The 20,283-nt window shown below is 63.7% G+C and carries 23 protein-coding genes and 1 tRNA gene; 6 read left to right on the forward strand and 18 right to left on the reverse strand.

The genetic code is table 11. The features are described from left to right. The first annotated feature begins 39 nt into the window (after positions 1-39). A complete protein-coding gene (locus tag ACYG9Y_RS28980; RefSeq protein ID WP_050593091.1) occupies positions 40-1,974 on the forward strand; it encodes a PAS domain S-box protein in 1,935 nt (644 codons plus the stop codon). Positions 1,975-2,001: 27 nt separating this feature from the next. Here ACYG9Y_RS28980 and ACYG9Y_RS28985 read toward each other — a convergent pair whose 3' ends face one another. The 7 genes from ACYG9Y_RS28985 to ACYG9Y_RS29015 form a co-directional block, all read right to left on the reverse strand. Then, positions 2,002-2,880 carry a 3-hydroxybutyryl-CoA dehydrogenase gene (locus ACYG9Y_RS28985; RefSeq protein WP_023671668.1) on the reverse strand — a complete coding sequence of 293 codons (879 nt, stop codon included), beginning with the start codon at positions 2,878-2,880 and terminating at the stop codon, positions 2,002-2,004. A gap of 120 nt (positions 2,881-3,000) precedes the next feature. Then, positions 3,001-3,930 (reverse strand): electron transfer flavoprotein subunit alpha/FixB family protein, encoded by a 930-nt coding sequence (locus ACYG9Y_RS28990; protein WP_023737457.1) that lies wholly within the window; start codon positions 3,928-3,930, stop codon positions 3,001-3,003. Positions 3,931-3,950: 20 nt separating this feature from the next. Next, positions 3,951-4,700, reverse strand: a complete 750-nt coding sequence (locus ACYG9Y_RS28995) for an electron transfer flavoprotein subunit beta/FixA family protein (RefSeq protein ID WP_023737458.1) — start codon at positions 4,698-4,700, stop codon at positions 3,951-3,953. 216 nt (positions 4,701-4,916) lie between these two features. Beyond that, positions 4,917-5,717, reverse strand: coding sequence for a rhomboid family intramembrane serine protease (locus ACYG9Y_RS29000; RefSeq protein WP_023737459.1), 801 nt, complete (start codon positions 5,715-5,717; stop codon positions 4,917-4,919). A gap of 29 nt (positions 5,718-5,746) precedes the next feature. Beyond that, a complete protein-coding gene (locus ACYG9Y_RS29005; protein ID WP_023671672.1) occupies positions 5,747-6,328 on the reverse strand; it encodes a cob(I)yrinic acid a,c-diamide adenosyltransferase in 582 nt (193 codons plus the stop codon). A gap of 19 nt (positions 6,329-6,347) precedes the next feature. After that, on the reverse strand, positions 6,348-6,539 hold the full coding sequence (locus ACYG9Y_RS29010) for a twin transmembrane helix small protein (RefSeq protein ID WP_023671673.1): 192 nt from the start codon (positions 6,537-6,539) through the stop codon (positions 6,348-6,350). A gap of 24 nt (positions 6,540-6,563) precedes the next feature. Continuing rightward, positions 6,564-7,430, reverse strand: a complete 867-nt coding sequence (locus ACYG9Y_RS29015) for an SDR family oxidoreductase (RefSeq protein ID WP_023671674.1) — start codon at positions 7,428-7,430, stop codon at positions 6,564-6,566. A gap of 60 nt (positions 7,431-7,490) precedes the next feature. Between ACYG9Y_RS29015 and ACYG9Y_RS29020 the strand changes: the two genes are divergently transcribed. Then, on the forward strand, positions 7,491-8,342 hold the full coding sequence (locus ACYG9Y_RS29020) for a YihY/virulence factor BrkB family protein (protein WP_023671675.1): 852 nt from the start codon (positions 7,491-7,493) through the stop codon (positions 8,340-8,342). Here ACYG9Y_RS29020 and ACYG9Y_RS29025 read toward each other — a convergent pair. Next, the gene (locus ACYG9Y_RS29025) at positions 8,339-9,214 is read right to left on the reverse strand and encodes a DMT family transporter (protein ID WP_023671676.1); all 876 of its coding nucleotides are present in this window, start codon (positions 9,212-9,214) and stop codon (positions 8,339-8,341) included. The genes ACYG9Y_RS29020 and ACYG9Y_RS29025 overlap by 4 nt on opposite strands. A 219-nt stretch (positions 9,215-9,433) precedes the next feature. Here ACYG9Y_RS29025 and ACYG9Y_RS29030 point away from each other — a divergent pair, with 219 nt between their 5' ends. Then, entirely contained in the window at positions 9,434-9,721 is a 288-nt protein-coding gene (locus ACYG9Y_RS29030; protein ID WP_023671677.1) for a hypothetical protein, read from the forward strand. On the opposite strand, the gene gluQRS is transcribed toward ACYG9Y_RS29030, so the two are convergent. Then, positions 9,722-10,597 (reverse strand): tRNA glutamyl-Q(34) synthetase GluQRS, encoded by an 876-nt coding sequence (gene gluQRS, locus ACYG9Y_RS29035; RefSeq protein ID WP_023671678.1) that lies wholly within the window; start codon positions 10,595-10,597, stop codon positions 9,722-9,724. 74 nt (positions 10,598-10,671) lie between these two features. Between gluQRS and ACYG9Y_RS29040 the strand changes: the two genes are divergently transcribed. Together ACYG9Y_RS29040 and ACYG9Y_RS29045 are read left to right on the forward strand one after the other, a co-directional pair. Then, positions 10,672-11,313, forward strand: a complete 642-nt coding sequence (locus ACYG9Y_RS29040) for a DNA-3-methyladenine glycosylase family protein (RefSeq protein WP_023737461.1) — start codon at positions 10,672-10,674, stop codon at positions 11,311-11,313. 128 nt (positions 11,314-11,441) lie between these two features. Further along, positions 11,442-11,999, forward strand: a complete 558-nt coding sequence (locus ACYG9Y_RS29045; protein ID WP_008874122.1) for an HNH endonuclease — start codon at positions 11,442-11,444, stop codon at positions 11,997-11,999. A 404-nt stretch (positions 12,000-12,403) separates the two neighbouring features. On the opposite strand, the gene ACYG9Y_RS29050 is transcribed toward ACYG9Y_RS29045, so the two are convergent. Further along, positions 12,404-12,922 carry a disulfide bond formation protein B gene (locus ACYG9Y_RS29050; protein WP_023737462.1) on the reverse strand — a complete coding sequence of 173 codons (519 nt, stop codon included), beginning with the start codon at positions 12,920-12,922 and terminating at the stop codon, positions 12,404-12,406. Between the two features lie 62 nt (positions 12,923-12,984). After that, on the reverse strand, positions 12,985-13,569 hold the full coding sequence (locus ACYG9Y_RS29055; RefSeq protein ID WP_023673756.1) for a YqaA family protein: 585 nt from the start codon (positions 13,567-13,569) through the stop codon (positions 12,985-12,987). 205 nt (positions 13,570-13,774) lie between these two features. Here ACYG9Y_RS29055 and ACYG9Y_RS29060 point away from each other — a divergent pair. Further along, a tRNA-Leu gene (locus ACYG9Y_RS29060) sits at positions 13,775-13,859 on the forward strand. A gap of 188 nt (positions 13,860-14,047) precedes the next feature. Here the strand turns inward: ACYG9Y_RS29060 and ACYG9Y_RS29065 are convergent. The 7 genes from ACYG9Y_RS29065 to ACYG9Y_RS29095 form a co-directional block, all read right to left on the reverse strand. After that, complete coding sequence (locus ACYG9Y_RS29065; RefSeq protein WP_023673757.1) at positions 14,048-14,623, reverse strand: cation transporter; 576 nt, start codon at positions 14,621-14,623, stop codon at positions 14,048-14,050. A 139-nt stretch (positions 14,624-14,762) separates the two neighbouring features. Then, a complete protein-coding gene (locus ACYG9Y_RS29070) occupies positions 14,763-15,914 on the reverse strand; it encodes a YncE family protein (RefSeq protein ID WP_023737463.1) in 1,152 nt (383 codons plus the stop codon). Positions 15,915-15,989: 75 nt separating this feature from the next. Continuing rightward, positions 15,990-17,270 (reverse strand): GNAT family N-acetyltransferase, encoded by a 1,281-nt coding sequence (locus tag ACYG9Y_RS29075; RefSeq protein WP_023737464.1) that lies wholly within the window; start codon positions 17,268-17,270, stop codon positions 15,990-15,992. Continuing rightward, positions 17,270-18,673 carry a lipopolysaccharide biosynthesis protein gene (locus tag ACYG9Y_RS29080; protein WP_023737465.1) on the reverse strand — a complete coding sequence of 468 codons (1,404 nt, stop codon included), beginning with the start codon at positions 18,671-18,673 and terminating at the stop codon, positions 17,270-17,272. The genes ACYG9Y_RS29075 and ACYG9Y_RS29080 overlap by 1 nt, the downstream gene beginning before the upstream one ends. A 263-nt stretch (positions 18,674-18,936) precedes the next feature. Continuing rightward, positions 18,937-19,437: a hypothetical protein gene (locus ACYG9Y_RS29085; protein ID WP_023737466.1), complete on the reverse strand. Its 501-nt coding sequence runs from the start codon at positions 19,435-19,437 to the stop codon at positions 18,937-18,939. A 158-nt stretch (positions 19,438-19,595) separates the two neighbouring features. Continuing rightward, positions 19,596-19,901: a hypothetical protein gene (locus ACYG9Y_RS29090; protein ID WP_081725564.1), complete on the reverse strand. Its 306-nt coding sequence runs from the start codon at positions 19,899-19,901 to the stop codon at positions 19,596-19,598. Next, entirely contained in the window at positions 19,879-20,151 is a 273-nt protein-coding gene (locus tag ACYG9Y_RS29095; RefSeq protein WP_023673765.1) for a DUF4242 domain-containing protein, read from the reverse strand. Before ACYG9Y_RS29095 ends, ACYG9Y_RS29090 begins: the two co-directional genes overlap by 23 nt. Between the last annotated feature and the right edge of the window lie 132 nt (positions 20,152-20,283).

Below are 20,283 nucleotides of genomic sequence, written 5' to 3' on the forward strand. Positions count from 1 at the left end.
ATGCGACGAGAGCGAAAAAGCCTGCGGGCTGACAGTCACGTGGCTTTGGTGCTTGCGGCCGGAGGGCTTTGCGCTGCCGTGGTCGCGCTCCTGCTGTCGCGGCTCGATGTCAGCGCCGAAGTGCTGAAACTCTGCCTGCAGATATCGGTGCCGGTCGCCGCCGTTGCGCTGATTCTCGCCGCCCTGTTCATTTACCGGATACTGGACGACCGCCGGCAGATCGCCGAAAGCGAGCAGCGTTTCCGCCGCGCCATGGAGGATTCGGCGATCGGCATCGCCATTGTCGGCCTCGACGGCCGCATCCATGAAACCAACCCGGCCTTCGCCGCCATGCTCGGCTATAGCAAGCAGGAGATCGAGGCGCTGACCTTCTTCCAGATCACCCATCCCGACGATGTGCAGATCGGCCGTGAGACGATGGAAGGCATGCGGGCGGGCACCGTCAACGCCTTCCACTTCGAAAAGCGCTACCTCAGGAAGGACGGCACGCCGGTATGGGCCCATCTTGCCGGTTCCGTCATTCGCGACGAGAAGAGCGGGAGCCCGCTCTACCTGGTCTCCCAGATCGAGGATATCGATGCGCGCAAGCAATCCGAGGCGCGCATAGCCGAAGCCGAAACGCGCTGGAATTTTGCCTTGGCCAGCGCCGGACAAGGCGTCTGGGATCTTGATATGCGGAAGGGCGGCACCACCTACTCCGCCACCTGGGTGAAGATGCTGGGCTATGCCGATGGCGAACTGGACGGCGACCCCGACCGCTGGCTGGCGATGATCCACCCCGACGATCGCGAAAACGTCGCCGAAGCCGATCGTGCCCATCTGGAGGGCAGGACACCGTTCTTCGAAGCCGAGTTCCGGATGCGCCACAAGGATGGCCACTGGGTCTGGATCCTCGACCGCGGCAAGACGCTCGAACGCGACAAGGACGGACGGCTGGTCAGGGCCATCGGCAGCCTGACCGACATCACCCAGCGCAAGCAAACCGAGGAAAGCCTCATCGTATCGGCGGCAATGCTGGCCGACGAGAAGGAGCGGCTGAGGGTGACGCTGCAGTCGATCGGCGACGCCGTCATCTGCACCGATGCCGCCAACCGCATCACCTTCATGAACCCGGTCGCCGAAAAGCTCACCGGCGTTGTTGGCGCGGAGGCGCTCGGCAAGACGCTTGGCCATGTCTACTGGGCGGTGGACGAAGAAACCGGGCAAAGGATCGGCATGACGCGGCCGGCGCTCGGCAGCGCCAGCCCTGCCGACCAGAACAGTCGCGCCGTCCTCATCCGTCGCGACGACACGCGCTGCAGCATCCGCCAGGTGGTGTCGCCGATCATGAACGACCGCCAGGAGTTCTGCGGCCTGGTCATCGTCTTCCAGGACTTCACAGATGCGCGCGCCTTGCAGCGCCAACTCGCCTATGCCGCCGCGCATGATGCGCTGACCGGCCTTGCCAACCGTTCGAGCTTTATCCGCACCATGGAGGAACTGGTCGACCGGAGCCGCAAGGCCGGCACGGCCAGGCCGGCGGGCGAGCATCATTTCATGTTCATCGATCTAGACCATTTCAAGCTGGTCAACGACACTGGCGGGCACGCCGCCGGCGACGCCTTGCTGAAGCGGGTTGCCGAGGCCATTCGCGGTGCGCTTGGGCCGGAGGATATCGTGGCCCGCCTCGGCGGTGACGAATTCGCGGTCATCCTGAAAGCCGGGTCGAGCGCCGGCGCCAGGATTGCCGCACGCTCGGTCATCGACGCCATCCGCGGCCTGCAGTTCAGCTGGGACGGCCAGCCGCATGCGATCGATGCCAGCATCGGGCTGGCGCCGATCCACAGCAACAGCGGTGAAGTCGACGAGATCATCGCCCGGGCCGATGCTGCCTGCTATGCGGCCAAGGCCGCCGGCCGCGGCTGTGTTTCCGTGGCGCCTGACGATACCGGGTCAAGAGGCCAAGCAGAGCCGCCGCTTGCAGCGGCGTCCTGAGGTAGCACGGAACTTTCGGTCTGGTGGTTAGCGCGTCGGAACCGGATGCTCGCCGCGATAATCGTAGAAGCCGCGCCCGGTCTTGCGGCCGAGCCAGCCGGCCTCGACATATTTCACCAGCAGCGGGCAGGGGCGATATTTCGAATCCGACAGGCCGTCATGCAGCACCTGCATGATCGACAGGCAGGTGTCGAGGCCGATGAAATCGGCGAGCTGCAGCGGTCCCATCGGATGGTTGGCGCCGAGCCGCATGGCGGTGTCGATGGCATCGACCGAGCCGACCCCCTCATAGAGCGTGTAGATCGCCTCGTTGATCATCGGCAATAGAATGCGGTTGACGATGAAGGCCGGAAAATCTTCAGAGACGGTGATCGTCTTGTCGAGCTGTTTCACATAGGCCTTGGCCGCCTCGAAGGTCTGATCCTCGGTAGCGATGCCGCGCACCAGTTCGACCAGCTTCATCAGCGGCACGGGGTTCATGAAATGTATGCCGATGAAACGCTCGGGACGGTCGGTCTGCGCCGCAAGCCGGGTGATCGAAATCGACGAGGTGTTGGTCGCCAGAATGGCTTCCGGGTTGAGCTGGGGACAGAGCTGCGCGTAAATCTTGCGCTTGACCGTCTCGTCCTCGGTCGCCGCCTCGATAACCAGATCGGCACCGGCGAGATCAGCCATGGTGGGGGCTGCGGAAATGCGCGCCATCGCTTCGTTACGCAGCTTTTCCTCAAGCTTGCCGGAGCCGACCTGACGGGCCATGTTGCCGCTGACCGTGGCAATGCCCTTCTCGATACGGTCGGGCGAGACGTCGTAGATCAGCACCTTGAAACCCGAAAGTGCTGATACATGCGCGATGCCGCCGCCCATCTGGCCGGCGCCGATGATGCCGATCGTCTCGATCTTGGCCATTTGCAGCGATCCCGTCGAAAAGGCCTTTGCGGCCTGCTTTTTGTGCAGTGCAAACTAAAAGGGTGGGGTAGCTTCGTCTACCCCACCCTTTCACAATTTAATACGCTTTGGCAGAGAGCGTCAAAGCGCCTTTTGCAGTTCCGGCAGGATGACGAACAGGTCGCCGACGAGGCCATAATCGGCAACCTGGAAGATCGGCGCCTCCTCGTCCTTGTTGATGGCGACGATGACCTTCGAATCCTTCATGCCGGCAAGGTGCTGGATGGCGCCGGAAATGCCGACGGCAATATAGAGGTCCGGCGCCACGACCTTGCCGGTTTGGCCGACCTGCCAGTCATTCGGGGCGTAGCCGGCGTCGACGGCAGCGCGCGAGGCGCCGACGGCTGCACCGAGCTTGTCGGCGACCGGCAGAATGACTTCCTGGAACTTTTCCGAGGAGCCGAGCGCGCGGCCGCCCGAAATGATGATCTTGGCCGAGGTCAGTTCCGGACGGTCGGTTTCCGACAGCCTGTTCTCGACGAAGGTGGACAGGCCCGGATTGGACGCGGCCTTGACCGTCTCGACAGCTGCCGAGCCGCCCTCGGGGGCAGCCTGGAAGGAGGCGGTGCGCACGGTGATGACCTTCTTGGCGTCGCTCGACTGCACCGTCTGGATGGCGTTGCCGGCATAGATCGGCCGTTTGAACGTGTCTGGTGAAACCACTTCGATGATCTCGGAGACTTGCGCGACATCGAGCAGGGCCGCCACGCGCGGCGCGACATTCTTGCCCGACGAGGTCGCCGGCGCGATTATGGTGTCGTAGGCGCCGGCCAGCGAGACAACGAGTGCGGCGAGCGGTTCGGCGAGGCGCTCGGCCAGTTCGTCGGCCTCGGCCAGCAGCACCTTGCTCACGCCCTCGAGCTTGGCGGCGGCGTCGGCCGCGCCCTTGGCGCCTTTGCCGGCGACCAGCACATGCACGTCCGAACCGATCTGCAGCGCCGCCGAGAGCGCCTTGGCGGTCTGGTCGGAAAGAGTTGCGTTGTCGTGTTCTGCGATGAGGAGAATGGTCATTTTATCTGTTCCTTCCAGTCTCAGAGCACGCCGGCTTCGTTCTTCAGCTTGTCGACCAGTTCGGCGACGCTCTTGACCTTCACGCCCGCCTTGCGGCCGCTGGGCTCCTCGGTCTTGAGCACCTTCAGGCGCGGCTTGACGTCGGCGCCGTAATCGGCCGGGCTCTTTTCGTCGAGCGGCTTCTTCTTGGCCTTCATGATGTTGGGCAGCGAGGCATAGCGCGGCTGGTTGAGACGAAGGTCGGCGGTGATGATCGCCGGCATTTTCAGCTCTACCGTCTGCAGGCCGCCGTCGACTTCGCGCGTCACCTTGGCCTTGTCGCCGTCGATCACGACCTTGGAGGCGAAAGTGCCCTGTGCCCAGCCGAGCAGGGCGGCCAGCATCTGGCCGGTCTGGTTCGAGTCATCATCGATCGCCTGCTTGCCCAGGATCACGAGACCGGGCTGCTCGGCGTCGACGACGCCCTTCAGCACCTTGGCGACGCCGAGCGGCTCGGTCTGTTCGTCTGTCTTGACCAGGATGGCGCGGTCGGCGCCCATGGCGAGCGCGGTGCGGAGCGTTTCCTGCGCCTGCTGCGGGCCGATCGACACGACGATGATCTCTTCGGCCTTGCCGGCTTCCTTCAGCCGGAGCGCCTCTTCCACCGCGATCTCGTCGAACGGGTTCATCGCCATCTTGACGTTGGCGAGTTCAACCGCCGAACCATCAGCCTTGACGCGAACCTTGACGTTCGCATCCACAACCCGCTTCACGGGCACAAGGATCTTCATTTGCCTGTCACCTCTCCTGAGATATCCGGGCGCGCTATAGCAGCGTGCGCCTCCGCAGAGTTGTCGAAAGCCGACATTCCTGACTGAATTGCGGCCAAACGGAATTCTGGCCGGACGGAATTCTTGTCTTCTGCCGCCTAGCGGTGGCGCTCTCCGTAGTTGTGGAGACGCAACACGTCAATATGCCACGGCAGCGGCCAAACCGCTCAAATCGGTTCAGTTGTGACCGGAAGCGCCACCCCGGCCCCAACGCGTCTCAGGTTGCACGGGAGCGGGACCGGCTGGCGCCGGCCCAGTAGAAGCGGCTGGCTGATCGGCGGGTTCCGGCTCGCCGTCGTCACCGGCGAGCAGCGGCACGCCGCGGCTGCGCATGATGAGCACCAGCACGCCACCGGCAATGATGCCGCCAATATGGCAGGCCCAGGATATCTGGTTTTCGCCGCCGGCGGCAAACATCACCACTTGGAAGCCGATCCACAGGATCAGCGGGATGAAGGCCGGGATACGCAGCGGAATGCGGGCAAAGACCAGCACCCACACTTTCACCCGGGGGTAGAGGACCAGATAGGCGGCGACGACGCCGGCAATGGCGCCGGAGGCGCCGATCAGCGGCACCTCCGAACTCCAGGCGACGAGCCCTTGGAAGAAGGCGCCGGCGATGGCGCAAAGCAGGTAGAAGATAAGGTAGCGGATGTGGCCGAGTGCGTCCTCGACATTATCGCCGAACACCCACAGGAACAGCATGTTGCCGCCGAGATGAAAGATATCGGCATGCAGGAAGGCATAGGTGAGGTAACTCAGGCTCTCCGGAATGACGACGAATTGGGGCGAGAGTTCTGCCGTGTCGTGGACAACCGAAGGGATGAAGCCGAGGCCGAGCACGGCGGCGTTGTTGAAATTTTCGCCGCCGATCGTGGTGATGAGAAAGACCAACACGTTGGCCGCGATCAGGCCGATCGTCACATATTGCAGCCGGATGTGGCGCAACCTGTTGGAGTCGTAAAGCGGGATGAACATGCCCCAAGCCCTTTCCCGCCTTCGAAAATTCAGCGGTTCTTGCCGGGCACCCATAACACGTCGGCATTTCCGTTGTCATTGACCGCACGAGCGGCGACGAACAGAAAGTCCGAGACGCGGTTTATGTATTTCAGCCCCTCGCGATTGACATGTTCGGCCGGGTCCTGCGCCAGTGCCACCATGATCCGCTCGGCCCGTCGCGCCACGGTGCGGGCAAGATGAAGTGCTGCCGCCGCCGGCGTGCCGCCATTGAGCACGAAGGATTTGAGCGGCTGCAGATCCTTGTTGAGAAGGTCGATATCCTTTTCGACGCGGTCGGTCTGCGAGGCGATGATGCGCAGCGGTTCGTAGCCAAGCGGCTTGCCGTCGTCGGGCACGGCGAGATCGGCGCCGAGGTCGAACAAATCGTTCTGGATGCGGGACAGCATGGCGTCGATGGCGGGATAACTTGCCGCTGTGTGCAGGCGGGCGATGCCGATGCAGGCATTGGCTTCATCGACGGTGCCGTAGGCATCGACGCGCAGGTCGGATTTCAGCCTGCGTTCACCGGTGCCGAGGCCAGTGGTGCCGTCATCGCCGGTGCGGGTGTAGATCTTGTTGAGCTTGACCACGTCGCCTCCCGAACGGCCGTCACTTGCGGGTGAAGTACACCACCAGCAGGATCAGTGCCAACGCCAGCGCCTGCAACAGCACGCGCGCCTGCATCAGCTTGTTCGAGCTCACACCGGAGCCGCCGCGCATCATGTTGATGAGGCCGCGGACAAGCACGATCACCACGGCGACCATGACGAGGACGAGGAGGACTTTGATGACGGTTGCCATGATCTGTTCCCAGTTCTGTTGCGGTCAGGCGCGTCTGGCCAGAACGCGGTAGAGCATCGATGCCGGCAGGATGCGCTTGAGCATCACGCCGATCCTGGCCGGCACTGTTACCACATAGTGCGGGCGCGGGCGCCGCGACAGAAGTGCATGGCGCAAGGCCGCATAGACCACCTCCGGCCCTTTTTTCAGCCGTGATGAGCTGCCGCCGGCCCGAAGCCGCGCCAGCTGCGTGGCATAGGCGAGGTGGTGGACGGAATTCTCGTGGTCGATGTTTTTCAGGAACCAGAACAGCCCGTTGCTGGCGATTTTCGAGGTCACCGGCCCCGGTTCGATCAGCGAGACATGGATGCCGCTGCCCCTGAGTTCCTGCTGCATGCACAGCATCAGGCCTTCGAGCGCGTGCTTGGAGGCTGAGTAGGCGCCGCGAAAAGGCACCGGCGCTAGCCCAAGGATCGAGGAACAATGAACGAGGCGGCCATGTCCCTGGCGACGCATTACCGGTACGATGCGTCGGGTGAGGTCGTGCCAGCCGAAGAAATTGGCCTCGAACTGCTCGCGCAATGCCGCAACCGGCAGGTCTTCCACGGCGCCGGGCTGTGCATGGGCGCCGTTGTTGAACAGGGCGTCGAGGCGTCCGCCTGTCCGCTCCAGCACCGAGCCCACAAGGGCTTCGATAGAGTCCGGCTCACGGTAATCGAGGTAAAACGCCTCGATGCCGTCTGCTTCGAGTGAGGCTATGTCTTCAGGCTTGCGCGCCGTTGCAAGCACCCGCCAGCCATCCGCCTTCAGCGCACGGGCGCAGTGGGCGCCTATCCCGGACGAGGCGCCGGTGACGATGATGGTGCGCAACTCTTTGGCAGGCGGCGTCGTGGTTTGAGCAAGGGTTGCCATTTGCCACAATCCCTTCCCATATTCGCGGCGTCGAGACAATCGAAGGGAACGCGGCTCTTGATGCGGAATATCGTCGTGCTGCGCCGCGTGCTCTATGACGCGCTTGGCCATTTCAACACCGATGACGGCTGGGCCATGGCCAGCCATCTGGCGATCACTTCGCTGATGGCGCTGTTCCCGTTCCTGATCTTCGCCACCACGCTGGCGAGCTTCCTCGGCGCGCAGGCGTTCGCCGATACTGCCGTGCACCTGGTCTTCGACACCTGGCCCGAACAGATCGCGAAGCCTATCGCGCGCGAAGTGCTCAACGTGCTGACCGTGCGGCGCACCGATCTTTTGACATACGGCGTGCTGCTGGCGGCCTATTTCGCCTCCAACGGCATCGAGGCGCTGCGCACCTCGCTCAACCGCGCCTACCGCGTCGCCGAAACGCGCGGCATCATCTACCGCCGGGTGCAGAGCATTTTCTTCGTGCTGATCGCGACGGCCGGTTTCCTGGCGATCAGCGTGCTCCTGGTCTTTGCGCCCTTGCTGGCGCGGCTGGCGGAAGCTCATTTCGAGTGGATCAAACCCTATACGGGCACGATCACGCTGTGGCGTTACGTCATCGCCTCAACCGTCATCATTGGTGGCTTGTTTGCCGTCCACTATTGGCTGCCGGCGGGCAAGCGCCGCTTTGTCTCGCTGGTGCCTGGCATCATCTTCACTCTGGCTGCGTGGCTTGTCGGCTCGACGATGTTCGCGACCTACCTCGACCATTTCTCGTCCTATGTGACGACCTATGCCGGCCTCGCCTCGATCATGATCGCCGTGGTTTTCCTCTATATGCTGTCGGCGATCTTCATCCTCGGCGGCGAACTCAATGCAGCGATCAGCCGCTTTCTCGAAGCGCGCGCGCGTGTCGGCAGCTAGGTTTTGGCTGGCCGAGCCGTGGCCAGCCCGACGCCGAGCGTCGCGATTGCCATGCCGACGATCTGCACGAGGCTGAGCCGTTCGCCGAACAGCGCCCAGGCGATGACAGCGGTGACGGCCGGCACCAGGTAGAACAGCGACGCGACCTTCGACATCTCGCCGTCGCGGATCATCACCATCAGCAAGAAGATGGCGCCGATCGACAGCACCAGGACCAGCCAGGCCATGGCGAAGATCAGTTCGCCGTTGATGATCACCGTGTGGGTCTCAAGGGCCAGCGAAGCCAGGATCATCAGCGAGCCGCCGCCGATATATTGCCACATCGTCGCCGCCACCAGGTCGCCACCCGAGGCATAGCGCTTCTGCCAGATGGTCCCGGCGCTCATGCCCAGCACCGAGACCAGCGACGCCGCCAGCGTTTCGGGCGTAACGCCGCCGCCGAGAGCGCCGAGCTTTGGCCACAGCACGATGATCACCCCCACAAGGCCGACGGCAAGGCCGGCCCAGTGGCGCGGCAGGATGGCCTCGCCGAGGAACCGGCCGGCAAGCACGGCCGTGATCAGTGGCTGCAGGCCGACGATCAGCGCCGAAAGCCCGGCGGGCATGCCCCTGTGGATCGCCCAGAACACCGCGCCGAGATAGATGCCATGCATGAGGATGCCGGAGACCGTGGCGTGAAGCGCTTCTGCCCTTGTGGCTCGCTTCGAGCCAAGCACGAGCATCAGGCCGGCGAGCAGCAAGGCGGCGATGACAAAGCGGGCCGCCAGAAAGGTGAAGGGCTCGGCCCAGGGCATGGCGTAGCGCGCGCCGATGAAACCTGTCGCCCACAGGACGACAAACGAGGCGGGGATGAACCGCTTGAGACTGTGCATTTTCGGGGAAGCCGTTTCCGGTGGAGAGGTCCGATTCGGTGAAGAGACAAATACGGCAATTGCTCTAATGCGGTTCAATCCGGCAAGCAAAGCGAAACAATTGGTACATAAGCTCATCCTGATGTAGGAGGTGGCCGAATTCAAAGGGCGGCGTCAGGGCAATCGACTTCTGTCGATGGACCCGGCTACATGGCGTTTTGGCTTCGACAGGGAGCGCGCATGCTGTTGCATCTCGACACAAGCTGGCTTTTGATGACGGTGGCCAGTGTGGCCGTGTTCGGCTTCTTCTTCGGTTCAGCGCTCGACGCCATCATGCAGGAGGACGGTTTTGGGTCGACCGGCAACACATTGCTGTTCACGCTCGGCTTTTTCGCCGCGGTCATGGCCGCGAACGAACATGGCATCGTCCTGAGAGATCTGAAGCTCGCGGTTGCCTGGGGACTGGGCGGCGCCTTCGCGTTTATAGGCGCGTTGGCGCTGCTCAAGGCGGGGCTGGCCCGGCTTTAGTCAGAGCCCGACCAGCCGCCTGACATCGTCCGGCGACATGCCTGCCGGCCTCAGCGCGGCAAGGCCGGTATCAGCAAAACTCTTCGACAGTTTGCGCCCATCCGGTCCGAGTATGAGACGGTGGTGGAAATACTGCGGCTGGCCGAGGCCGAGCAGTTCCTGCAGCAGGCGCTGGATGCCGGTCGCGGAATAAAGGTCGCGGCCACGCACGACATGGCTGACGCCTTGCAGAGCGTCGTCGACGACGACGGCCAGGTGATAGCTGGTCGGGATGTCGCGGCGCGCCAGAATGACGTCGCCCCAGTCCTGCGGACGCGCCTCGACTCGCTGCGTCGCCGAAAGCGTCTCGTTGGTGAATTCGCGCCAGGACAAATCCGTGCCGACGCGCGCCAGCGCTGCATCGATGTCGAGGCGCCAGGCGAAGGGCGCATTTTCGGCGATGCGGCGGTTGCGTTCGCTGACCGGCAGCGCCTTGTCGGCGGCGGGATAAAGCGGCACGCCGTCCGGGTCGCGCGGCCAGCCGCGGCCGCGCTTTTCGCTGTCGGCGATGAAGGCCCTGATCTCGCCACGGCTCATGAAGGCAGGGTAGACGAGTTCTTCGCGGACCAGCCGGTCGAGCACGGCCTGATAGTCGGAGAAATGCTCGGCCTGGCGCCGCACCGGCTGTTCCCATTCGAGACCTAACCATTCGAGGTCGCGAAAGATGCCGGCCTCGAATTCAGGCGTGCAGCGGATCGTGTCGATGTCCTCGATGCGCAGCAGCAGGCGGCCGCCGGCCGCACGCGCCAGTTGCTGGTTGAGCAGTGCCGAATAGGCATGGCCGAGATGCAGTTCGCCATTCGGGCTCGGCGCGAAGCGGAATGTCAGGAGCGTCATCTCACAAGCGGCAATCGGGTTGTGCAGCGGTTTTGCCAATTGCTACCGTGCGGTCGGTTCAGGAACAAGAAAACATGCAACGCATCGCGACACTGGACGATATTGCGCGCGGGTTGGATGCGCTTTGCGCAATCGATCCGCGCCTGGAAAAGGTTTGCGGCATGGCTGGCGAGGTGCCGCTGCGGCTGTCGGAACCCGGTTTTCGAAGCCTGGCCTCCATTATCGTTTCGCAACAAGTATCCCGTGCGAGCGCCGATGCGATTTTCGGCCGGCTGATGAAACTGGTCGATCCGCTAACGCCGCAGGCGATCCTTGCCGCCGGCGAGGACATGTTTCGCGAGGCCGGGCTGTCGCGGCCGAAGCAGCGCGGTCTGATCGCGGTTGCGCAGGCCGTGGTTGAGGGGCTCGACCTGCATCACCTCTGTTTGCTCGACGCCGAAGAGGCGATCGCGGCTATGATCGCGGTGCCGGGCATCGGCCCGTGGACGGCGGAAGTCTATCTCCTGTTTGCCGCCGGCCACCCCGATATTTTCCCCGCGCGCGACGTCGCGCTGCAGAGCGCGGTCGGCCACGCGCTCGGTATCGAGCCGCGTCCGCCGGAGAAAACGCTGATCGCCCTGGCCGAATCATGGAGCCCGTGGCGAGGTGTCGCATCGCGGCTTTTCTGGTCCTATTATCGCGAAACCAGGGGCCGGGACGCGGCACCTCCGGCCTGAAACCGCAAAAAAGCATGAAAACCCTGCATTTTTGCCGCGTTTGGCTGATGACAATCCGCTTCACATCCCTGTCATGTCGGGCTTACAGTATCCACGCCGATCGGTTTTAAAACGAGGAGGTCAACAAGGTGACGGTTGCCGTATCTCCGGATGGGCTTCCTGCGCTGGTGCTGAATGCGGATTACCGTCCGCTCAGCTATTACCCCTTGTCGCTCTGGTCCTGGCAGGATGCCATCAAGGCGGTGTTCCTCGACCGGGTCAACATCGTCGCCGAATACGAGCATGCGGTGTCTTCGCCGACCTTTTCGATGAAGCTGCCCAGCGTCGTCAGCCTGAAGGCCTATGTGAAGCCGTCGAGGCACCCGGCATTCACCCGCTTCAACGTGTTCCTGCGCGACCGCTTCCAGTGCCAGTATTGCGGCACGCCCGAGGATCTGACCTTTGACCACGTCATCCCGCGCCATCGCGGCGGGGCGACGACGTGGGAGAATGTCGTGGCCGCCTGTTCACCCTGCAATCTGAGGAAGGGCGGCATGATGCCGGCGCACGCCAAGATGTGGCCGTTGCAGAAGCCCTACCAGCCGACCGTGCACGACCTGCACAACAATGGCCGGCTGTTCCCGCCCAACCATCTGCATGAAAGCTGGATGGATTATCTCTACTGGGATGTGGAACTCGAACCGTAGGGATCGTTCGAGAATTCGCAAGGCTGGCCGCCTGAAGCGATTTTGCGCTTCCGATGCTCACACGCCTGCCAGACCATATCGGAACAGCTCGGCTGCGCTCACTTATCGGCGGCATCGCCTTTAAGGACCGGCTTCCCCCACTCCGTCGCTGCTTCGCAGCGCCACCTCTCCCCCCTCCGGAGGGAGAGGAAGGGAGCCCCGCTGGAGGAGCGCTGGCTGTAGAGTAGCGCCGGCTGTAATAGGCTCGCGCCTTTCCTCTACCCCGTCGATCGGGGGAGAGGTGGTTCGGCGAAGCCGAGACGGAGTGGGGGTCGACCTGGCTCGGACGTCGAAAGCCGCGCCACGCGAACCAGTCTGCAGAATTTTTGCTCGAACTCTGCGTCGTGGCGCTCGATCGAATTAGCTCAATCGCGCGCCATTGCCCCGCGAAAGGCGACGGCGGCGAGGATGAAGCTGGCGATGGCGTTCCACCCGGCCAGCGACAGGCCGAGGATACGAAGGGCTGCCTTATCGCAGGATGGCGGCACGAATTTGTCGAGCGCGTCGAGCACGCCCTTGCCGCCGGTGTCGACCGGGCCGGCGCCGGCCGTGCAATCGGCCGGGCCCTGCCACCAGGCCCATTCGACGCCCGAATGATAGACGCCGAGATAGAGGCCATAGAGCATCAGCAGGCCGCCGACGGCAAGCAGGCCGCGCGTCAGCCATGCGGGCGCGCTAAGCATCGAGGCAATCACCGCCAGCAGCATCAGCGGGGCGCCGATATAATAGGGCGTGCGCTGCTCCAGGCACAGATGGCAGGGGATGTAGCCGCCTATGTGCTGGAAGGCGAGCGCGGAGCCGACCGTGGCGGCCATGGCGACGGCGAGAAACAAAGCGGTGCGCGTCCGCTGGCGTCCGGTATCGGCTGTCATCGTGGCTGTCATGTTTCGTCCGTTGAATTCGCCGTCCGCCGGCATAGTCCTGACCCACCGCCCGCCTTGGACGGTCAGAAGGCGTATTTGACGACGATATAGAGCAAAATCAGGGCAGCGGCGCCGGCGCCGACGATCAATCCCAAACGCTTCTCGATGAATTCCTTGATCTCTTCGCCATAGCGGCGCAGCAGCCAGGCAAGAAGCAGGAAACGAGCGCCACGCGCCAGGATGGCGGAGACGATGAAGACGAAAAGATTGACGTGGAGGGCGCCTGCCAGAATGGTGACCACCTTGATCGGCGGCAGGTGGGCGGCACCCGATGTGACGAGCAGCACCAGCATCAGCCCGGTGCCGGCCGACTGCCACCTCTCGAACGCGTCAAGGCCGCCAAAGTGCTCCAGCATCGGCCGTGCTATCGTGTCGTAGGCATAGTAACCGATCAGCCAGCCGGCAATGCCGCCCAGCACCGACGCGACAGTGGCGGTCAGCGCGTAGCGATAGGCGCGTTCGGGCCGCGCCAAAGCCATGGGCAGGTACAAGACGTCGGCAGGTATGAAAAACACCGAGCTTTCGACGAAAGCGATGAAGGCCAGCCACCATTCGGCGGATTTGCGGGCCGCCAGCGACAAGGTCCAGTCGTAAAGTCCGCGAAGCATCGGCTCTCCTGGATGCAGGTTGCCACACGCAACGCGCTTTGATGCGCGTCTGTCTAGAAAGATTTTCCGCGCCGCACAATGGCAGGAGCGTCACGAAACAGAAAGGCGGGCTTTTGCCGCAAGCAGGGCACGGCGGCGCATTTGGCCAGTTGACGAACAGGCCTCCAACCGTATAGTCCGCGCCCATCCAGGCCTTTGGGCCTGAGCCCCTATGGCGGAATTGGTAGACGCGCTCGACTCAAAATCGAGTTCCGCAAGGAGTGCTGGTTCGATTCCGGCTAGGGGCACCATTTTTGATCTCACGCCAGTTCGCTTCGCTCATGGGCTCCGATGGGGCGGCCTGACCGGCCGACGGGCGGTCGCCCTTGCGAAACCTCCGGGTTCGAACAGTGCCTCGAACACAGAGCCAACCGCGGCTGCTGAGGATGACAGCGATAGCGCCAATCAGCGGCGGCCGGTAGCCCCGCTCTACGTGCTCTCAGGCCGCCGCACGGTGTTCTTCACGGGCAGCTTCCCACACTTCGCGGGCCGCGTCGGCGTTCATGACCGCGATCCCCAATCCCACCGCCAAATCGGGCCACGCGGAATGCCAGAGCAAGGCCGTGACCAACCCTGCGGCAATAATGGCGATGTTGGCCAAGGCGTCGTTGCGGGCCGACAGGAAGGCCGCCTTTGTGAGGCTGCCGCCACGATGCCGGTGCGCGGCCAGCATGTAGGCACAGGACAGGTTGACGGCGAGAGCGCCAAGTCCCGCCAAGGTCAAGGCGATGGGCTGCGGCGGCACCGGCACGTTGAACTTCTCCCAAGCCGTCCAGAGCGTTGCCAGACCCGGCATGAGAAGGATGAGCGCCAATGCCATCCCCACCCGCGCACGGGAGCGCACAGACCACCCAAGTGCGAGCAGGATAAGGAGGTTCACGGAAGCATCTTCAAGAAAGTCGATGCTGTCGGCGAACAGGGACACTGATCCAATGGCGAGCGCCACAGCGAACTCGATCCCGAAATAGGCAAGATTGAGAAGCGCGACGATGAGGACGATGCGGCGAAGGTTCATCTTCTGGCAGTATCCGAAACCAGTGTGTGGAGCTACAGCTTCGCGGTTTCCAAGGAAAGCCCCTGCTCGTTCCGGGTCCCGGCCGATGGGCGGTTGCCCTTGCGACCTTTTGCGTTCGAGCCGCGCCTCGAACACGGACTTAGCGCATATTCCCCGTATGCCCTTGCGAATACCGCCCCGGCTGTGGCCACACCGTCAGGCCGTGCGGCTCTGAGCCAACCCGAAACTTGGTCACCGCGCCTGATGTCGTGTCGATCATGTAGGCGGCACTGTCGAAGCGGCCGGACAGCCATAGTTGTTTGCCGTCGGCGCTGACGTTGCCCATGTCGGGGCTGCCGCCGCCGGGGATCGGCCATTGCGTGACGACCGCGCGGTTGGCGAAGTCGATCACCGTCACGCTGCCCGGTCCCTTTGCCTGGCCCTGCTCCATCTTGTGCGAGCCCCGGTTCGAGACATAGAGCCGCTTGCCGTCGCGGCTGACGACGAAGCCATGGGCGCCGATGCCGGCCGGGATGAAGCCGATTTCCTTGAAACTGTCGCCATCGACGAGGAACACGCCGTCATTCATCATGTCGGCGACGTAAAAAACCTTGCCGTCGGGCGAGAGGCGGATGTCCTGCGGCATGCCCATTTTCGAGAAGTCGAGATGGCCAAGCACCTTCTGGTTCTTCAGGTCGATCTTTGCCAATCCGCCATTGCCGTATTCGCAGGTGAAGATCGCGTAGGCCCCGTCGACCGAGAATTCGGCGTGGTTGATGCCGGGGCAAGTGGGCGTCGGCAGGCTCGACATTAGCGCCATGGTGTGAGGATCGCGGAAATCGAGCCGCTCCAGGGCTTCGTCGACGACGATGGCCGCGCCCGGCATGAAATACAAATTGTAGGGATCGTCCACGGCGATCTGCGGGCCGGGCTTGCCGGTCATCGGGTCGATCGGCGTCAGGCTGCCGTTCTTGCCGGTGCCATTGTTGGCGACCCAGAGCGTCTTCAGGTCCCAGGACGGCACGACGTGCTGCGGTTTGCTGCCGACCGGGAACCTGTCGACTTCCTTGAGCGTCATGGTGTCGATTACCGTGACGCTGTTGGAGGAGCGGTTCGGCACATAGACGCGCGGCAGTGCACCCAGCGTGGCCGGGCTGAGATGGCCGGCGGCCGTGTGGCTGTAGATGTTGATGGACGGCGCGGGCTCGCTGCAATCCTCGGGACAGCTATCGGCCCAGGCGCGGACAGGCAGCAGTGCAAGCAGCGAAAAGGCCGCACGGGGACCGGCGTGACGCAAAAAGGTTCTGATCATCAGGATGGCTTGTCGTGAAGGCCGGCCGAAATTGCCGCGCGACCCATAGCTGGTGTCTTGCCGTTGATCCAGTGGCTATCGCCGTCCCAGCAAACTCTTCACGCGGTTGCGCAGCAGGCGGGCCATGTTGCGGGTCTCGCGGTAGAGATGCAGCTGCGAGGCGGCCTGGCGGACGAGGCGGTCGGCGTCCGGCGTCAGCCCGATGACCAGCGAGCCCATCGGCTTGCGCTCGCTCCACAGCCGGCTCATCACCGGGTGGTCGGGCACGGCGCAGGAATCGGTCATCATGATGTTGGGGTCGTCGAGATGCTGCCTGGTCACCTCGATCATCAGCAGCGTGCCCGGCGAATAGGTCGCCAGCGTCTCGTCATAGGCGGTCTTCCAGGTGTAGGCGACGCCGGCCTCGACGAAGACGACCAGGCAGGCGATCGTGCGGCCGTCCAGCGTCAGCGAATGGATGCGGCACATGTCGTGCTCGGCCAGCCGGTGCACGGCTTCGCGGGCAAAGGCGGCGCGGTAGCGGTCGATGGCCATGGCGGTGCGCTCGCGGCCCTTCCAGCCGGCCGCCTCCAGCGTCAGGAAACTTTCGATGGCGTGGCGGATTTCGTCCGGTCCCCGCGCCACGACATGTTCCAGCCTGCCGAGATCCCCTAGGCGCCGCTTCAGGCGGCGGAATTCGCGGTAGTGGTGCGCGCGCAGCGATGCTTTCAGATAGGCCTCGCCGTCGAGCGTGCTTTCGAGCACCGGCCGGTCCGCCTTGCCGGTGGTGACCATTGTCAGGCCGCGCGTCTCGGCAACGGTGGCAAGCACGCTGGCCAACGGGCCGTCGAGCCGCATGTCGGGCAGCACGAAGACCTTCGGCAGCTTGAGATGCGGCCGCGATAGCATGCCGAAGAAATCCTCGACGACGCCGATCGGGTCGTCATGGTCGACCAGCGGTGTGCCGATCGGGCCGAACGGGCTCGACCAGGTGCGCATCACCGGAACGCCGAGCGGCACGGCCGGCCTTTCGACCGAGAACGGCACCAGCAGGCGCAGCCGGTTGCGGTATTCGTCGCCGTCGCGGATCACCGCCAGCTTGACCTCGCGATCTTCCAGCCGGGGCATGGCCGGCGCCAGAAAGCGCGGGTTGAAGAAGACGTTGGGCTCGATCGTGCGGGTGCACAGATAGTCGAGTTCCTCGACCAGTTCGAAGCCGGCCGAAGCCGGATAGATCGCCAGCTTGCGCAGCGGCCGGTTGTTGGCGAGGATCTCGAGATGCGCCGGATCGGCGTCGCGCGCCAGGCCGGCAAGGCCGGACACCATGGCGCCGGCCGGACCGCCGCTGGTTTCCTCGATCAGCGGGATGGCGGCCATCAGGCGGCTCCCTCGGCAGCGGGCACGAAGATCAGCATGACGATGCCGAGCTTGCGCCAGACGGTGAAGGACAGGGCGCTGGCCTCGAAGACCATGGCGAGGCTGGTGGCGATCGCCGCGCCCCACAGGCCGAAGAACGGGATCAGCACCACGTTGAGACCGATGTTGAAGGCCAGCGTCATGGCATAGACGGCGGCGCAGATGTTCTGGTTGCCGCTCATCGTCAGAAGGCTTTCGCACGGGCCGACGGCGGCGCGCGCCACGACGCCGAACACCAGCAGGAACAACAGCGGATAGCCGGCGGTGAATTCCGGGCCGAACAGAACCAGCATCGGTTCGCCGAGCGCCAGCACCAGCAGCGCCATCAGCAGCGACGGCCAGAACGTCCATGACACGGTCTCGCGGGCGAAGGCGGCGAGCTTTTCCGGTTCGCCATGGGTGAACTGCGCATAGCGCTGGGCAACGCCGGCCTTGACGGAGAAATAGACGAAATGCACCAGCGCCAGCGTCTTGACGGTGGCGAAATAGACGGCGACGTCGTTGGGCTGAAGATAGGCGCCGACCATCAGCACATCGGCGTTGGTGAGCAGGAAGAAGAAGCTCTCGACCAGGAAGATCGGCAGCGAGACGATGAACCACTCGGCGAAATGCACCTTCATCGGCCCGGACGGGATATTCCTGCCCATGCGCGTGGTCACGCCGATGAGCTGGCCGAGCGTGGTGGCGTAGGTGGCGGCGATCGAGGCGAAGATCGCTGTCCTGGCGTCGGGCGCATAGCCCATTGCCAGCATCAGCGCCATCAGCGCCAGGATCAGCACCGGCCGCACCAGATAGGTCGGCGACAACGCAAACAACGCCCAGGAATTGGCGCGTGACTGGCCTTGCAGCAGATCGCCCATGGCGATCATCGGCAGGCAGAACAGGCCGAGGATGAAGGGCATTACATAGTAGCTCTCGATCCAGTTCGCGCACAGCCAGACGCCCAGTGCGCCAAGCCCGGCGATCGCGGTCGAGGCAATCAGCACGAACAGGCGGCTGGCGACCACGATGCCGCGCAGTTCGGCGAGCATGTTGCGTTCGCGGTATTCGGGGATGAAGCGGATCACCGAAGTGTGGAAGCCGAGGCAGGCGAGGTTGCCGACGATGACCATCGTCACCCAGACGAGGACGAAGATTCCGTATTCGAACGAGCCCATCCAGCGCGCCATCAGCACCTGGCTGATGAAGGCGATGACGGCGCTGACGATGCGGATGGCAAAGGCGATCAGCGACATGCGCCCGGCTTCGCCGCGCTCGTCGGCGGTGAACAGCACCGCATCGATCCGGCCAAGCAGCGGCCCCATGCGCAGCGCCAAGCGCTGCGGCAAGAACCGCCCGGCCGTCGTCGCCGCGGAAAACCGCACCCCGATGTCTCTCCGTTTTCCGCCTCTTTTCAAGCTTTCGATGTATCCGAAACACCTTAAGAAAGGGTGGGCAGGTGCGGGTGCGCCGAGGGGCAAGGACGGCCGCGTGTGCAAGGTGCGTCATCGTATACCGGGGCATAGTAGAAGGCGAGCGAACGCCGGGGAAGACTGGGGAGCCGGTCGGCGTTTCGCTCGCCCCTCCCCCGCCAAGGGGGATGGCCAGGCACCGGGTGTCCGATGCCAGAGGTGTCACATGGGGAAGATCACATCCCCTTCATCGCGTCGCAGGACACGTTCGGATTCATGTCGGCGAAAGCGCCGGTCGGGTTCTGTTTCCAGGCCCAGACATGCAATTCGTAGAACGGGCCGAGGCCGTAGCGGTTGGGGGCGCTGTTGAAGTTGAACAGCTGGCCTTCGAGCGAGGCCGGGCCCTTCGAGGTGATGTATTCGACCGCTATCAGCTTCAGGCTGCCGTCGGCCGTCGGCTCGTACATCACCGCTTCGGGCTTGGCCACATCGACGGCATCGTCCTTGAGATAGGCGCCGTTGACATAGTGGATGCCCATGGCGCCGCCGGTGATGCCGCTGGCGCAAGGGATGGGGGCATAGCCTTCGGCAGTGGCGGTTGCCACATTTTCGAAGCGGCTGTTGGCGGCGCGCACCTTTTCGGCCAGCGGGTTGGCGTCGTGTGCCTGCGCCGCACCCGCCGCGATCGAGATGGCGGCGAAGGCCGCGAAGCGTGTCGTCCAAAGAATTATGGTCATGGTCTTCCGTTCGTTTGTTGACGCTCGAGGCGACGGCGGCCGATCAGGCTGCCCGAAACGCTGCGGCGTTGGTTTAGGATTTGGTTTGTCCGTCCCGGTTCATGCGATGCGGCTTCCGTTGCCGGGCTTTGGCCGCAGCCCTTAAAAACCGTGCAAAATCAACGATCCCAAAAATAGTATTGCCAATACTCATGCGGGATCTCTCGCTCCGAGAGCCCGATGTCGCGCCTCAGATAGTCGCCTTCCGGCGGCAGGCGCCGCCTTTCAGACAGATACGCAGGCAGCTTCGACGCGAACCGCCATAGACGGCCGAGCACGGAGGTTGGCCGGCCGGTCTTTCCCAGGACAGGCCCGATTCCACCGAGCGGCAGGCCATCAGGCAGTTCGCCATGGCCGCGAAGGACAGTTTGATGCTCATCATCGTGGCGACCGAACGCAGGATCAGAGGTAAAAGTAAGGGTCAAGAACCCGCACCTCCGTGATCTTGTCGACCGGCAGCGAGTTTTTCTGAGCGGTGCTGCGGATCGCTTCGGGCGTCGGCGCGTCGTAGATGCAGAAGCTGTGCTTCTTGTCGGGCGTGACGAAGGACTGGATCCAGGTGACGCCCTTTTCGGCATTGCGCATGACGACGCCGCCCACCGCGCTGGCGCCGATGTCGGTCATCGGAATGTTGAGGCCGTCCGGAAATGTGCGTTCAATCAGGTAGCGAGGCATGGAAGGTTTCCTTTTCCATTGGTTCACGCTCGATCGGAGCGCTGCTGGACGTTGACCACGCCGGCCCGGCCCGCGCATCGGAACGATTCCCCATATTTGGCGGGACGATTCCCTATATTGGCGTCGTTCTTT

It is taken from the genome of Mesorhizobium sp. W050, from assembly GCF_054719535.1.

Bases quoted from the DNA above. Each gene is read 5' to 3' on its own strand.
- ACYG9Y_RS29010 (WP_023671673.1), bottom strand. From the start codon at position 6,539: ATGGCAACCGTCATCAAAGTCCTCCTCGTCCTCGTCATGGTCGCCGTG.
- ACYG9Y_RS29095 (WP_023673765.1), bottom strand. From the start codon at position 20,151: ATGCCTCGCTACCTGATTGAACGCACATTTCCGGACGGCCTCAACATT.
- ACYG9Y_RS29075 (WP_023737464.1), bottom strand. From the start codon at position 17,270: ATGGCCGCCATCCCGCTGATCGAGGAAACCAGCGGCGGTCCGGCCGGC.
- ACYG9Y_RS29065 (WP_023673757.1), bottom strand. From the start codon at position 14,623: ATGAACCTTCGCCGCATCGTCCTCATCGTCGCGCTTCTCAATCTTGCC.
- gluQRS (WP_023671678.1), bottom strand. From the start codon at position 10,597: ATGACGCTCCTGACATTCCGCTTCGCGCCGAGCCCGAATGGCGAACTG.
- ACYG9Y_RS29025 (WP_023671676.1), bottom strand. From the start codon at position 9,214: ATGCACAGTCTCAAGCGGTTCATCCCCGCCTCGTTTGTCGTCCTGTGG.
- ACYG9Y_RS29020 (WP_023671675.1), top strand. From the start codon at position 7,491: ATGCGGAATATCGTCGTGCTGCGCCGCGTGCTCTATGACGCGCTTGGC.
- ACYG9Y_RS29050 (WP_023737462.1), bottom strand. From the start codon at position 12,922: ATGACAGCCACGATGACAGCCGATACCGGACGCCAGCGGACGCGCACC.
- ACYG9Y_RS29070 (WP_023737463.1), bottom strand. From the start codon at position 15,914: ATGATCAGAACCTTTTTGCGTCACGCCGGTCCCCGTGCGGCCTTTTCG.
- ACYG9Y_RS28995 (WP_023737458.1), bottom strand. From the start codon at position 4,700: ATGAAGATCCTTGTGCCCGTGAAGCGGGTTGTGGATGCGAACGTCAAG.
- ACYG9Y_RS29015 (WP_023671674.1), bottom strand. From the start codon at position 7,430: ATGGCAACCCTTGCTCAAACCACGACGCCGCCTGCCAAAGAGTTGCGC.
- ACYG9Y_RS29055 (WP_023673756.1), bottom strand. From the start codon at position 13,569: ATGCTTCGCGGACTTTACGACTGGACCTTGTCGCTGGCGGCCCGCAAA.
- ACYG9Y_RS29085 (WP_023737466.1), bottom strand. From the start codon at position 19,437: ATGACCATAATTCTTTGGACGACACGCTTCGCGGCCTTCGCCGCCATC.
- ACYG9Y_RS29030 (WP_023671677.1), top strand. From the start codon at position 9,434: ATGCTGTTGCATCTCGACACAAGCTGGCTTTTGATGACGGTGGCCAGT.
- ACYG9Y_RS29000 (WP_023737459.1), bottom strand. From the start codon at position 5,717: ATGTTCATCCCGCTTTACGACTCCAACAGGTTGCGCCACATCCGGCTG.
- ACYG9Y_RS28985 (WP_023671668.1), bottom strand. From the start codon at position 2,880: ATGGCCAAGATCGAGACGATCGGCATCATCGGCGCCGGCCAGATGGGC.
- ACYG9Y_RS28990 (WP_023737457.1), bottom strand. From the start codon at position 3,930: ATGACCATTCTCCTCATCGCAGAACACGACAACGCAACTCTTTCCGAC.
- ACYG9Y_RS29040 (WP_023737461.1), top strand. From the start codon at position 10,672: ATGCAACGCATCGCGACACTGGACGATATTGCGCGCGGGTTGGATGCG.